The following is a 13236-nucleotide window of genomic DNA, read 5'->3' as shown; positions in this document are numbered from 1 at the left end:
CCGTCTAGTAAATGGTTTTTTTATGAGTATCCTACGTAACGCCGTTTGGGCGTCTCTTTTGATGTTGTTATCGGGGTCTGTGGCAACAGCACAGAGCTTTGACAGGGCAATGATAGCCTTTGATCAAGGCGATTATCACGTTGCCTTGGAAGAATTGCTGCCCCTTGCAGAACGCGGCGATGTTCTTGCTCTCTATAATGTCGGCATGACCTATGAGGACGGTTTCGGGGACTATGCCGAAGCTGCGAAATGGTACCGGCTTGCCGCCAAGCGAGGCGATGCAGACGCGCAGACCAACCTGGGCCATATGTACGACAATGGCCAAGGCGTTCCCCAAGATGATGTTCAGGCTGTGCGGTGGTATCTCAAGGCTGCCGAACAGGGAAACGCCACGGCGCAGTTCAATCTTGGCGTGATGTACCGCAACGGTGACGGTGTGCCGCGGGATCTGGCGCAGGCTGTGAAGTGGTACGGGATGGCGGCAAAACAAGGTGATCCCTTTGCCCAATCCACCCTTGGTGTGATGCACAGAAATGGCGAGGGCGTCCCGCAAGATGACGTTAAAGCCTATATGTGGTATGCTATTGGTGATGTGAACGGCTTCGAGGGCGGCGATATCCTTCGGGCTTCAGTCGCTCAGGAAATGTCAGGCGAAGACGTTTCACTTGCGCAACTCATGGCGCATAAATGCTTGACCAGCGGTTACGTAGACTGCGACTGGTAGCGCCGCGCCAGACGTCACCCTAACGATTTCGGGCTAATTTCTGCCGACATGCGTCGCTGCATGTCTTGGCGTCCGCACGTGCAGAGACCGGCAGTTGCGATCCGCAAGCAACGCAGCGCCGTACGTGCTGCTTGCGTTTGGTTTCCCGCTCTACCCTGATCTTGGTCCGGCGCACGGCTTGCCGCTGGCTATCGGTCAGCGGAGCACCACCATTTTCGCGCCGGAAATCCTCTTTCAGCGCGCTTGCTGCCTCTTCTCCGGTCTTTTCCTTCACAGTCGTTTCTTTCAGCGCCGAAAGCACTTTGGTTAACTTGGTGAAGACAGGGTCGGGTTTGACGGGCATAGCAATATCGTAGCCGCGGATGACGCATCGGACAAGCGTGACAATATCTCGGCTACCTTGTGATGCATATTCGTGACATGCAAGCCAAAGTTACGTGACTTATATCCGTTACAAAGGTCACGACCAACCCTCTTCAATGCATATCAAGCGATTGTTTTAAAAGTATTTATTGCAGAGGCTCATCGTACAACCCCAGCTACCGCGCAGCCCACATCGCGCCCCGTCTGATCATCTCTGTGACTTGGGGAACCTGCAGGTCGTCCAGCTCATGTCCGATCGAGCAATAGAAAACACGCCCTTTATCCCAACGGCGCTTCCAGACAACGGGGATGACAGTGCCTTCGATCCACCAAAGATGATCGCCTGAAAACGTCGTTGTCGCCAGCACCTCGTTCGAAGGATCGACCAGCATGTAATACTGCTCTGTCGTTAGTCGAAAGCTCCGTATCCCTTGCACGATCGGGTCGTCAGGTTTGCAGATCGTCACATCATAGTCGATGTAGTCCTCGCGCGGTTGCAGGTTGTCGGGCCAACCGGGCGGGTGCGCAACGAACTGTCCGCCGATCAGGAAATGATAGGTGGGGCGGTCACGGAACGCATCGCCCATATGCCCGTGCCAGCCAGCCAGGCCACAGCCATTGCCGATCAGTTTCAGCAAACCATCCTCTTGCGGCTTGGTCATATTTCCGAACTCTTCGCGGTGGCCGGATCGGGCCGAAGACCAGATCGGCGTGATCAAGTCTACATCGGCAAGATCATCGGGCCGCTCAAGCGGTTCAAGGGTGTCGTAGACATCAACTTCGAACCCGTTTTCCTTTAGGAGCGCCTGATACCAGTCACTGAACTCCTGCGGGTTGTGTCCTTCCCAGCCACCAACGAAAAGTGCTGCTTTCATGGTTTTTCCCTTTTCATAAAATCAAGCATCGCGGCCATGTCGCGCGCGCCATATCCTGCCGCCTCTGCATCACAAAGTTTTTGCAAGGTTGCCTCACCTTGCGGCATGGACGTGCCGTAATGGCGAGCCAGCGCGGCGGTCACTTCCATGTCCTTGCGCGCAAGGGCCACGGTAAATGTCACCTCGTTGTCAGCCTCATTCAGGTAAAGCGGGCGGCGGTATTTCAGCATCGGCGCACAGGCGGCAGAGGCCTCGATCACATCAAACGCACGCGCAGGTGCAATACCGACCGCTTGGGCCAGCGTCAGTGCCTCGGCCAGCGTTTGATTGATGCCATGGATCAACGCATTGACCGCCAGTTTCATCACCGCGCCCGCCCCCGGTTGATCCAGATAAATCACCTCGCGGCCCATTGCGGCCAGAACCGGCGCAACAGCGGCCGCCTCTGTCTGGCTGCATCCCGCCATAATCATCAAGCTCGCATCCCGTGCCGCTTGGGTCGCACCTGAAACGGGTGCATCAATGATGGTGATGGCTGCCGGGCTTTGGTGGCGCAATAGCGTGATATGATCAGGGCTCATTGTGCCCATCTGGATGATGGTGTGCGCGCCTTTGCCCGCAAACAAACCGTCGGGTCCAAGATGGACATTTTCCGAGGCGGCATCGTCGGCCAGCATGGTGAGAACAACATCGCTTGCCGTCGCCAAGTCAGCGGGTGTATCGGCGATCGCACATCCGGTCTCGTCCGCCAGTGTCTTGGCCTTATCCGCGTTCCGGTTCCAGACGGTGACGTCAAAGCCAGCGCGGACAAGGTTGCGCGCCATATGCTGGCCCATCCTGCCCAGCCCCGCAAAGCCCACACGCATCTTAGGCGACTTTGTTTGAAGGGGTGATGCCAGAAATGGCCTGAATCAAGTTATCTTCGGTCACTTCCGCACTGGTGAAGGTTCGCATCACCTTGCCACTATACATCGCAACGATCCGGTCACTGACATGGAGCACCTCGGGCATTTCAGAACTGATGACGATGACAGCATAGCCTTGGGCGGCCAGTTCACGGATCAGATTGTGAATTTCCGACTTTGAACCAACGTCGATGCCGCGCGTCGGTTCATCGACGATCAGAACATTGGGATGCATCGACAGCCATTTGCCGATCACGATCTTTTGCTGATTACCGCCTGACAGATTGCCCACGGTCTGTTTCCAGCCCGGCGTGCGAATATCAAGCTTGTCGCGATACTGATCAAAAATCGCGATCTCAGCACCTTCCGCGACAAAGGGGCCTGCCGTCAGATCACTGACCTGCGGCAATGTCATGTTGTCACGACAATTCATACCCAGCACGAGGCCCTGCCCCTTGCGGTCTTCGGGCACAAGCGAGATCCCCATCGCAATGGCATCGGCGGGCGAGTTGATCTTGATCTCGTTTCCATCAAGATGAATGGTGCCCCCGCTGGGGTTGCGCAGGCCAAAAAGCGTTTCGGCGATCTCAGTGCGTCCCGCACCCACCAACCCGTAGAAGCCCAGCACCTCGCCGCGGCGCACCTGAAAGCTCACGTTCTCAAAGAGCTTGCCGCAGGACAGATCGCGCACTTCCAGTGCAATGTCGCCCAACTCATGGGTGATGGCTGCACGGCTGAGGTCAAGCTTGCGCCCGATCATCATCTGCGTGACACCTTCCTCATTGGTTTCGGCAGTGACGACCGTGCCCTGGTATTGCCCGTCGCGCAGCACCGAAATCCGGTCTGTGATCTTGAAAATCTCTTCCATGCGGTGCGAGATATAAATGATCCCCACGCCTTGCGATTTCAGGTCGGCGATCACGTCGAACAGGACGACTTTTTCGGCGTCGGTAAGGGACGCGGTCGGTTCGTCAAAGATCACTGCCTTGGCATCCACGGTCAATGCGCGGGCAATTTCGACCATCTGCTGGTTGGCGATGGACAGATCACCAACGCGTGTCTTGGCGTTAAATCCGACTTTCAATTTCGCAAGGATCGCATCGGTTTGTGCGTATAATTTGGCCCAATCCACGCGGCCAAATGATTTCAGCGGCAATTCACCCAGATAGATATTTTCCGCCACACTCAGCTCTTCGGCAAGGCTGAGTTCCTGATGGATAAAGACAATCCCTTGGGATTTCGCCTGCAACGGCGAGGTCATGACCGTTGGCACTTCACTGACGATGATCTGGCCTTCGTTGGGCTGGTGGATCCCGCCCAGCACCTTCATGAGCGTCGATTTGCCAGCGCCGTTTTCGCCCATCAGCGCGTGCACCTCGCCCGGCATGACAGCAAAGGACACACCATCCAGAGCGCGCACGCCGGGAAAGCTCTTGACGATGCCTTCAAGCCGCAAGGCGGGGGTTTGGTCGGTCATGTCTTCAACTCCTCTTTGCCTTTGAGGTTCAACTGGCGGTCAAGGAACAGCACCGCGATCAGGATCAAGCCGATCACAAGGTTCACCGTTTCGGTATCCGCGCCAATGTGGCCCAAGCCTTTGCGCAACAACTGGATTGCCAGAACGCCGCCCAGCGTCCCGATGATGGACCCCGCACCGCCTGTCAGTTTGGTGCCGCCAAGCACCACTGCCGTGATCACCCAAAGCTCGTAAAGCTGGCCGTCGTTGGGGTTGACCGAACCGGATTCCGAATAAAACACCACCGCCGACAGTGCGGCGAGAAAGCCGATGATCATGAAATTGATCATCATGTGCGGCCCCACACGGATGCCGGCGTTCACAGCCGCCTCACGGTTGTTGCCGATGGCATAGGCGTTGCGCCCGTGCACCGTCCGCGTCATCACGTACCAGATCACGAGAGTCACAGCCGCCAGAAACCATGTGGCCGTGTGCAGGCCCAGAAATTGCGCCTCGGCAAAGTCCACCAACGTCCAGTTCAATTCGGACGTAGGGTTTTCGCCGTTGTACATGAAGACCAGCCCGCGAAAGCCCAGCATGGACCCCAAGGTCACGATGAAGGCATCAACGCCTGTCTTCCACACGATCAGCCCGTTGACAGCGCCAAGAACCACGCCGGTCAAAAGTGCCAGCGCCCAAGACACAGGGATCACCCAGTCGCCCAGACCGGCAAAGATCGCCCAGGACATGCTGTCAAGCAGGATCACCGCCGCCAGCGCAAAGATCGCACCCACGCTCAGGTCGATATTGCCGTTGATCATGATAATCGTCATGCCCATCGCGATAATCCCGATCGGCGCCGACTGCTTGAGCAGCAGCAGCATGTTATCAAGGTCCATGAATGCCTTGTCCGACAAGGACAGGAACTCGCCCGCGACACTGAAGAAGATCAGTTCAAGCACAACAAAGGCCCAGATCGCGCCAGTCTTGATGAACGGTGTCATTTTTCCCGCCTGCATATCACCGCCCCCTATGCGAAATTCGACCAAAGCTTGCCGCGCTTGGCTGCGATATCGAGCCAGACAGCAAGGATGATGATGACCCAGGTCACAACATACTGGACGTAGAATTGCAGACCGACCAAAAGCAGACCGTTCTGGATAAATCCAAGGATCAGCACGCCGATCACGGTCTTGAAGATCGTCCCCGACCCGCCCAGCAGTGACGCACCACCAAGGATGACAGCGGCCAGAACCTCAAGTTCCATCCCCTGCCCCACCGTGTTTTGGGACCCCATTGACCGGCTGGCCTGAATAAGACCTGCGGTTGCGACGCACCCCGCAGACATCAAGTAACAAAAGAATACGGTGCGCGCGCGCTTGATCCCCGAGAATGTCGCCGCCGTGCCGTTGCCGCCCACAGCGTAGACCTTGCGGCCGAAGGGCGTCTTGGCCAAAATGATGCCAAGCAGTGCGGCAAGCGCGAGAAATATCAGGATCGGCACGGGGATACCCAGTGCCGTGCCTTGCCCGAAGACATCAAACCACGTGCCGTCTTTATCGGCGATATCCATATTCTTACCGCCGGAATAGGTGAGGGTCAGACCGTGGATAGCCGAAAGCATACCCAAGGTAACAATCAGCGAGTTCAGTTTCAGATATCCCACCAAAAACCCGATGAACGCACCCAGACAGAGCGTCATCGCAAACATTGCAGGGATCGCTAGCGCCGGTCCGATCTTGTCGTGCAGATCCAGCACAACAATGGTCGAGAACGACATCATCGACCCGACCGACAGGTCAAGATTGCCGCTGATCACAACGAATGTGACACCCAAAGCCATCACGCCCAAAATAGCCGAAGACCGGACGACGCCCATCACGTTGTCAGGGCTCAGGAACCGGCCGTTGGCCAAGGTAAAGCCGATGATAAAGAACGCAAATGCGATCAGAATACCCTGCCGCGCCAGTATCTTACCAATATCTTGTTTCGACAGTGTCGCCATTATTTCCTCCCTGACACCACTTGCGTGGTTTGCTGATCCATGACGGGATCAGACGAGTACCATGCCCCCATCGATCATCACGATCTGGCCGGTCATGTAGTCGCTATCCGGCGCTGCCAGATAGTTTGTTGTGCCGGTGATATCGGCGGGCGTGGCTACGCGACCGCGCAAAATCTCGGACGAGAATTCTTCCATCGCCTGACCGGGTCGTTCGGCAGCACCAATGTCCATCAGGTCTTTGTCGACCTGCTCCCACATTTCCGTGGCCACCACACCGGGCGCAAAGCCGTTCACCGTGATATTGTGTTTGGCCAGATCACGTGCGCCGGACTGCGTCAGCGAAACAACCGCAAATTTGCTGGCACAATAGGGCGCAACGTTATCAAACCCTTGCCTGCTGGCAATTGAGGCGGTGTTCACAATCTTGCCACCGGTGCCTTGGGCGATCATCTGATGGGCGGCTTCCTGCATGCCGATCATGCAGCCCAACCCGTTGATCCCCATGATGAAGTTCCAGTTCTCTTCTGTCACATCCAGAAAATTCATCGGCTTGTTGACGCCGGCATTGTTGAACATCACGTCCAGCTTTCCAAAGGCGGCAACGGTCTTGGCAATCATCTCTTTGACGGCAGCGCGGTCGGTTACATCGACCTTTGCGTGTGTCACTTTCGCACCCAGTCCAGCGGCTATGGCGCGGTTCAACTCAGCTATCTCTGCTGCTTTATCTGCGTTAATATCTGCAAAACATACATCGGCACCTTCTTTGACAAGCGCCTCGCCTATCGCACGACCAATACCTTGCGCGGCACCGGTGACGATACAGGAACGACCGGAAATACGGGCCATCCTATCCCCCCCTTATTTATTGATCTTCACGTGAGCGAAGGCGGGAAGCCGAAGCCCCCCGCCCCCGTTGGGAGGGTCTTTAGAAGACAGGCTTCGTAAACTCGCTCATGTTGTCCTGCGTGATCTTCGGAGTATCGAAGTAGTTCAGGAACGGCAGCTCTTCACCATTGAGAAGGTCAATCGCTGTCTTCAGCGCGGCTTCTGCATCGTCCACAGGGGATTGATAGATCGAACCCCAGTATTCGCCACGCTCCATTGCCTCGTAACCGACCGCAAAGTTTGTCGCACCTACGAAGGTGATACCCTCGGTCCGGCCAGCGGCATTTGCCGCGTTCAACGCGCCAACACCCATGTTGTCATCACCTGCGTAAACGCCGTCGATGTCATCATACTTCACAAGAAACGCTTCCATCACCTGCTGTGATTTCTCACGGTTCCAGTCGCCTGGCTGTGTTTCAAGCAATGTCACGTTCGGGCAAACCTCGGGCAGACGGTCTTCAAAGCCTTTGGCGCGCTCGATCGCGGTGGTGTAACCGGGCTGACCGGAAATCTGCACAACCTGTGCTTCATTCTCGATGCCCAGTGCCTTGAAGCGGTCACACATGATCTCGGCCGAGCGTGAGCCTTGCGTGATGTTGTCCGGCCCCGAGAAAGAGGCAACAAAGTCAAAGCCTGCTTCGGCAATGTTCGAGTTGGTCACAACAACGGGAATATCTGCCTGTGCGGCTTTGCGCACCGCGGGGATCACAGCTTCGCCGTTTGTCGGCCAGATAATGATGGCATCAACCTCTTGTTGAATAAGGTCCTCCATCTGCGCGATCTGGCGGGCAACGTCGCCGCCGGCGTCAAGCACAACCACTTCCACGTTCTCGTTCGCTTCGGCAGCGGCGATAAACGCCCGTTCGTAAGTTGTCTGATAGCTGTCAACGCCCACGTTGTTTTGTGTGATGCCGATACGCATCGGGCTGTGGCCATCGGCAAACGCCGCGCCAGCGGTCGCGATCGCGGCTGTTGCAACGGTTGCAGTCAAAGTTGTTCGGATTGTCATGTTACGTTTCCTCCCTGAAATCGTCTGATGTTCTTTTTCGCCCCACTCCTCCGGCGGGGAATCGCACTGCTCTCGTGAACAGGTGATGCGGACAAGGATGCGCGCCGACGCAACGGCAAACCTCACCATTAATATCCATTATGAATATAATTATATCCGTTTTGGATATTTTTGTGATACGATTCAACTCCCTCAACAATGATAGTGATCGGACGTGGAAAATGTCAGCTGACAAAATATCCAAAATGAACAAATTAGCCCGTAAGGCAGCAGATCCGCGACGTCAGGGTGCTGTTGTAGCGCCCGGAAAGGGGCATTCAAGCGCAATGAACGCAATGACCGGAGATACCATGAGAAGGTTTGCTGCCCCAGAGGCAAAGACCGCCATGCTTCGCGCAATTGCCTTCGCCGAGGATCTGGGCGACGAGCTTGAAGATTTCGGCCATCTGTCTTCGCCCAATCCCAATATCCGGATTATCGCCGCCCTGATGCGCGGCCATATTGAGGGAAAGGTCGTCACGGCCACGTCACTGATTGGCGCGAGCCGCGCGCCCTATGCGACAGCCAGCCGCCGCTTGCAGGAGATGTTTGAGGCGGGGCTTGTTGAAAAACGCCCCCGTACGCGCACCGGCAAAAGCTATTCCATGCACCCCAGCGAAACGCTTCTGGAGCACTGGATGCAGATGTCCAACCGCCTTGAACGTCTTTCGGCAAAGCACTTCGGCACCTCTTCGGCGCTTGGGAGCACCGAGGATTACTACTTTGGCGGCACTTATATGAACGTCAAATCCATTCCACCCCTGCAGGTCCTGTCTGAACCCCTCAGACTTGCCGGGGGATTGCGGGTGCTGGTGCACGGTGATCCGACATTCATGGTCATGGACAACCTTAAACGCCAGTTCGAACAGACGCTTGGTGCCCAGATCCACCAACGTGCCTTTTCCATTGATCGCCTGCGCTCGGAGGCCAAGATCAACGCCCAGCGCAAGGCAAGCCGCTACGATATTATCGCGGTCGACCTGCCGTGGGTGGGTGAGTTCGCCGACAGCGGAATTCTGATGCCTCTGGAAGAGGTAATGGAGATCGCGCAGCTTGATCCCGCAGATTTCCACACAGCTGGCTGGCAGGCCGCGCATTGGAATGGCAAGCTCTATGGCGTTCCTGCGCAAACAACCCCTGAACTCCTTTTCTATCGCAAAGACCTTTTTGCACAGAACGGGTTGGTTCCGCCGCAGACTACGGACGAATTGCTGACAGCGGCCAAAGCACTGCATGCACCGCAGCGGGGACAGTACGGCATCGCATGGAACGCGGCGCGTGGCACGGCTTTGGGCCACACAGTTCTCATGACCTTGGCGGATTTCGGTCAGCCTATCCTTGATCTTCCCAGGATCGCGGGCGGTTTTGACACCGCGCATCTTGCCAACGGACAGTATCGCGTCACGATTGATACCGAAGCGGGACTGCGGGCTGCCGAGTTTCTTCTTGAGTTGCTGAAATACTCGCCGCCCGAGATCCTGTCGATGTCATGGTATGAAAGGGTCCGCCCCTATGCCAGCGGCCGCATTGCAATGGCCTACGGCTATACCCTGCTTGCTCCTTATTTCGAGCTCGACGATTCATCGCCTGCGCAAAAGCAAACAGGTTATCTGCCGCATCCGGCGGGCCCGAACGCCACACCCGTCGCCCCTGTTGGCGGCTATATGATGGGTATTCCTGCAAATCTGCCCGAAGAACGCATCGCGGACGCTGTGGCGGCCTTGCGGGTCTTCACATCACCCGAAGCACAAAAACTCTACGTCCAGAACGGCAGCCGCACAAACCCGCGTTACTCTGTTGCGGCTGACCCCGATGTGCGGCGCGTATCGCCCATTTTTGAAGCCGTTGATGCCATGTCATGGCGCGACGAGCTGCAATTCTGGCCGCGACCGCCGATCCCGGAGATCAACGAAATCATTCAAATTTGCGGCGAGGAATTCCACGACATGCTGCGTGGAATTGTCAGCCCGAAAGAAGCACTGCGTCGCGCGCAAGGGAGGGCGGACGCCATTATCTAACGCACGGATTTACGTGATAACAGGAGGAGAGACCAATGGACCCCAATCGCTTGAAAGGGAAAAACATTCTGATCACCGGTGCCGCGCGCGGCATGGGAGAAGCCAACGCCAAGGCCTTTGCCGCCCAAGGCGCCAATGTCTGCATCGGCGATCTGGACGGGGATCAGGCACAAGTCGTGGCCGACGCCATCAACGCCGAAGGCAATGGGAAAGCCGTGGCCTTAAAGATGGATGTGACCAAGCGTGAAGATAATGTCGCCGCAGTTGCCGCCACGGTTGAGGCATTCGGATCCATCAATGTGGGTGTTTTCAACGCTGGTCTGAACAAACCCCGTTTCTTCATGGATATCGATGAAGACAACTGGGACATGATCATGAACGTCAACACCAAGGCGATGTGGCTGGGCATGCAGGAAACCGCCCGCCAGATGATTGCCCAAGGTCCGATGGAAGATCACCCCTACAAGCTGATCAACGTAGGCTCGATCGCATCGCGCAAACCGCTGGTTGATGTGACTGTCTATTGCACCTCGAAATATGGCTGTCTGGCGCTGACGCACTGCGGTGCGATTGGTCTGGCCGAGCATAATATCACCGTCAACGGCTATGCGCCCGGCGTGGTTGTCACGCCGCTTTGGGAACAACTCGACAAGGATCTTGTCGATATCGGGTTCAAGGAAAAAGAAGGTCAGGCCTATGACGACATCGTGCGCGATGCGCTGCAGATCAAACGCGTGTCCTACCCGAAGGATATCGTCGGCACCGCGTCTTTCCTCGCGTCCGATGACAGCGACTACATGACCGGCCAGATGATCCACATCGATGGCGGCTGGTGCATCCAGTAACGCACCACCCATTCAAATTCCAAAGTTCAGACGGGGCCAGGTGCCCCGAAGGAGACCGCAATGTCAGAACGTCCGGGCAACGCCCTAATGCCAAACCTGCTCACCCCCATGGACCTCGAGCCCAACTGGGAATGGCGCGACAAGCTGCCGGCCCATGGCCATATGTCGGTGGATTTCGAACGCCGCATCGACCACGACCGTTTGCGTCGCTACCGCCTTGCACGCACGCGCCAGTCTTTGCAAAACTCGAACGCGGGCACGCTGCTTTTGTTCGATGTAAACAATATCCGTTATGTCTCGGCCACCAAGATCGGCGAATGGGAACGGGACAAGATGTGCCGCTTCTGTCTGCTGACAGGCGACGACAGCCCCTATGTGTGGGATTTCGGTTCCGCCGCAGAGCACCACAAACGCCATTCCGACTGGCTCGAGCCAAGCCACTGCCTTGCCGGTGTTGTCGGTATGCGCGGCACGATCCCGCCGGAATTCGGCTTGATGAAAAAATACGCCAAGCAGATCGCGGGATTGATCCGCGATGCCGGCATGGCCGATATGCCCGTGGGTGTGGACTATGCTGAAACGGCCATGTTCCACGCGCTGCAAGAAGAAGGCCTGAACGTGGTTGACGGCCAGCAGATCATGCTGGCGGCGCGCGAAATCAAGAACACGGATGAAATCCAGCTTTTGACCCAAGCGGCTGCGATGGTCGATGGCGTCTACCACATGATCTACGAAGAGCTGAAACCGGGCATCCGCGAAAACGATATCGTCGCCTTGTCCAACAAGATGCTCTACGAGATGGGATCAGACGATGTTGAGGCGATCAACGCGATTTCCGGCGAACGCTGCAACCCGCATCCACATAATTTCACCGACCGTTTGATCCGACCCGGCGATCAGGCCTTCTTTGATATCCTGCAATCCTATCAGGGCTATCGCACCTGCTACTACCGCACGTTCAACGTCGGCCGCGCGACCCCGTCGCAGAATGACGCCTACACCAAGGCGCGCGAATGGATCGACGCGTCCATCGCGATGATCAAACCGGGCGTGTCCACCGATAAGGTGGCCGAGGTCTGGCCAACGGCCCAAGAGCTGGGTTTCGCAAGCGAAGATCAGGCCTTTGGTCTGCAATTCGGTCACGGGCTTGGTCTGGCGCTGCATGAACGGCCCATCATCAGCCGTGCGGTGTCGATGGATCACCCGATGGAGATCAAGACAGGCATGGTCTTTGCGCTGGAAACCTACTGCCCTGCCACGGACGGCTATTCAGCCGCGCGGATCGAGGAAGAAGTCGTCGTGACCGAAACAGGGTGCGAGGTCATCAGCCTCTTCCCTGCCGAAGAGCTGCCTATCGCCAACCGCTACTAAACACGAACAGGCCGCAGTCATGCTGCGGCCTGCACAACACGCCTTATCAAACGACGATCCGGCAAGGGGGGAGCCCGCCATGGCCAAGACCAAAACAAATTCCGAGGACTACCTGCGCATGTATCGCCAGATGGTCCGTATCCGTAGCTTTGAAGACAACGCAAACCAGCTTTACCTTTCCGCCAAAATGCCGGGCCTGACCCATATGTATTCCGGTGAAGAGGCCGTCGCCGTCGGCATCTGCGAGGCGCTGAAAACCACCGATAAGATCACTTCTACCCACCGCGGCCACGGCCACTGTGTGGCCAAGGGGGCCGATTTCAAGGAAATGTTCTGCGAACTTTTGGGCAAGGAAGAAGGCTATTGCCGCGGCAAGGGCGGCTCGATGCATATCGCGGACCAATCCAACGGCAACCTTGGTGCAAACGCCATCGTCGGCGGGTCCATGGGGATCGCTACGGGATCTGCCTTTACCGCCAAAATGCTGGGTAAGGATGACGTCACCGTCTGTTTCTTTGGCGACGGCGCCACCGCACAGGGCCTGATGTACGAGGTTATGAATATGGCGGCCCTCTGGAACCTGCCCGTCATCTATGCCTGTGAAAACAACGGCTATTCCGAATATACCAAGACCGAGGAAATCGCCGCCGGATCAATCACCGCCCGCGCCGAGGCCTTCGGGATCGAAGCGCATCAGGTGGATGGACAGGATGTTCTGGCCGTCAACAAGCTGGCCAACGA

General features: G+C 56.7%; 13 protein-coding genes. 5 read left to right on the top strand and 8 right to left on the bottom strand.

Annotated elements, in window-relative coordinates; all coding sequences use genetic code 11:
* Window positions 1–724: tetratricopeptide repeat protein (locus VGP75_RS15480; protein WP_327544518.1), on the top strand; the 724-nt coding region annotated here is incomplete at its 5' end.
* Between the two features lie 19 nt (window positions 725–743).
* On the opposite strand, the gene VGP75_RS15475 is transcribed toward VGP75_RS15480, so the two are convergent.
* From VGP75_RS15475 to VGP75_RS15440, 8 genes are all read right to left on the bottom strand, one after another.
* Window positions 744–1067 carry a hypothetical protein gene (locus VGP75_RS15475; protein WP_327544517.1) on the bottom strand — a complete coding sequence of 108 codons (324 nt, stop codon included), beginning with the start codon at window positions 1065–1067 and terminating at the stop codon, window positions 744–746.
* Between the two features lie 196 nt (window positions 1068–1263).
* Complete coding sequence (locus VGP75_RS15470; protein WP_327544516.1) at window positions 1264–1962, bottom strand: ThuA domain-containing protein; 699 nt, start codon at window positions 1960–1962, stop codon at window positions 1264–1266.
* Window positions 1959–2828: an NAD(P)-dependent oxidoreductase gene (locus VGP75_RS15465; RefSeq protein WP_327544515.1), complete on the bottom strand. Its 870-nt coding sequence runs from the start codon at window positions 2826–2828 to the stop codon at window positions 1959–1961. Before VGP75_RS15465 ends, VGP75_RS15470 begins: the two co-directional genes overlap by 4 nt.
* Window position 2829: 1 nt before the next feature.
* The gene (locus VGP75_RS15460; RefSeq protein ID WP_327544514.1) at window positions 2830–4344 is read right to left on the bottom strand and encodes a sugar ABC transporter ATP-binding protein; all 1515 of its coding nucleotides are present in this window, start codon (window positions 4342–4344) and stop codon (window positions 2830–2832) included.
* Window positions 4341–5342, bottom strand: coding sequence for an ABC transporter permease (locus VGP75_RS15455; protein ID WP_327544513.1), 1002 nt, complete (start codon window positions 5340–5342; stop codon window positions 4341–4343). The genes VGP75_RS15460 and VGP75_RS15455 overlap by 4 nt, the downstream gene beginning before the upstream one ends.
* Before the next feature lie 11 nt (window positions 5343–5353).
* Window positions 5354–6328, bottom strand: a complete 975-nt coding sequence (locus tag VGP75_RS15450) for an ABC transporter permease (RefSeq protein ID WP_327544512.1) — start codon at window positions 6326–6328, stop codon at window positions 5354–5356.
* A 48-nt stretch (window positions 6329–6376) separates the two neighbouring features.
* Window positions 6377–7174, bottom strand: a complete 798-nt coding sequence (locus VGP75_RS15445; RefSeq protein WP_327544511.1) for an SDR family oxidoreductase — start codon at window positions 7172–7174, stop codon at window positions 6377–6379.
* 79 nt (window positions 7175–7253) lie between these two features.
* Window positions 7254–8222 carry a sugar ABC transporter substrate-binding protein gene (locus tag VGP75_RS15440; protein ID WP_327544510.1) on the bottom strand — a complete coding sequence of 323 codons (969 nt, stop codon included), beginning with the start codon at window positions 8220–8222 and terminating at the stop codon, window positions 7254–7256.
* A gap of 350 nt (window positions 8223–8572) precedes the next feature.
* Here VGP75_RS15440 and VGP75_RS15435 point away from each other — a divergent pair, with 350 nt between their 5' ends.
* The 4 genes from VGP75_RS15435 to VGP75_RS15420 form a co-directional block, all read left to right on the top strand.
* Window positions 8573–10279 carry an extracellular solute-binding protein gene (locus tag VGP75_RS15435; protein ID WP_327544509.1) on the top strand — a complete coding sequence of 569 codons (1707 nt, stop codon included), beginning with the start codon at window positions 8573–8575 and terminating at the stop codon, window positions 10277–10279.
* Between the two features lie 35 nt (window positions 10280–10314).
* Window positions 10315–11124: an SDR family NAD(P)-dependent oxidoreductase gene (locus tag VGP75_RS15430; protein WP_327544508.1), complete on the top strand. Its 810-nt coding sequence runs from the start codon at window positions 10315–10317 to the stop codon at window positions 11122–11124.
* 60 nt (window positions 11125–11184) lie between these two features.
* Window positions 11185–12495 (top strand): M24 family metallopeptidase, encoded by a 1311-nt coding sequence (locus VGP75_RS15425; protein ID WP_076658805.1) that lies wholly within the window; start codon window positions 11185–11187, stop codon window positions 12493–12495.
* 79 nt (window positions 12496–12574) lie between these two features.
* Window positions 12575–13236 (top strand): thiamine pyrophosphate-dependent dehydrogenase E1 component subunit alpha (locus VGP75_RS15420; protein ID WP_327544507.1); only part of this gene is annotated, 662 nt, incomplete at its 3' end.

The sequence above is a fragment of the Yoonia sp. genome (genome assembly GCF_036007805.1).
GTDB lineage: Bacteria > Pseudomonadota > Alphaproteobacteria > Rhodobacterales > Rhodobacteraceae > Yoonia.
Note: the sequence above shows the minus strand (reverse complement) of the source record. Positions and strands in the feature narration are given on the sequence as shown.

Excerpts from the sequence above, each read along its gene's own strand:
- VGP75_RS15475 (WP_327544517.1), bottom strand. The coding sequence starts at position 1,067 with ATGCCCGTCAAACCCGACCCTGTCTTCACCAAGTTAACCAAAGTGCTT.
- VGP75_RS15470 (WP_327544516.1), bottom strand. The coding sequence starts at position 1,962 with ATGAAAGCAGCACTTTTCGTTGGTGGCTGGGAAGGACACAACCCGCAG.
- VGP75_RS15465 (WP_327544515.1), bottom strand. The coding sequence starts at position 2,828 with ATGCGTGTGGGCTTTGCGGGGCTGGGCAGGATGGGCCAGCATATGGCG.
- VGP75_RS15460 (WP_327544514.1), bottom strand. The coding sequence starts at position 4,344 with ATGACCGACCAAACCCCCGCCTTGCGGCTTGAAGGCATCGTCAAGAGC.
- VGP75_RS15455 (WP_327544513.1), bottom strand. The coding sequence starts at position 5,342 with ATGCAGGCGGGAAAAATGACACCGTTCATCAAGACTGGCGCGATCTGG.
- VGP75_RS15450 (WP_327544512.1), bottom strand. The coding sequence starts at position 6,328 with ATGGCGACACTGTCGAAACAAGATATTGGTAAGATACTGGCGCGGCAG.
- VGP75_RS15445 (WP_327544511.1), bottom strand. The coding sequence starts at position 7,174 with ATGGCCCGTATTTCCGGTCGTTCCTGTATCGTCACCGGTGCCGCGCAA.
- VGP75_RS15440 (WP_327544510.1), bottom strand. The coding sequence starts at position 8,222 with ATGACAATCCGAACAACTTTGACTGCAACCGTTGCAACAGCCGCGATC.
- VGP75_RS15435 (WP_327544509.1), top strand. The coding sequence starts at position 8,573 with ATGAGAAGGTTTGCTGCCCCAGAGGCAAAGACCGCCATGCTTCGCGCA.
- VGP75_RS15430 (WP_327544508.1), top strand. The coding sequence starts at position 10,315 with ATGGACCCCAATCGCTTGAAAGGGAAAAACATTCTGATCACCGGTGCC.
- VGP75_RS15425 (WP_076658805.1), top strand. The coding sequence starts at position 11,185 with ATGTCAGAACGTCCGGGCAACGCCCTAATGCCAAACCTGCTCACCCCC.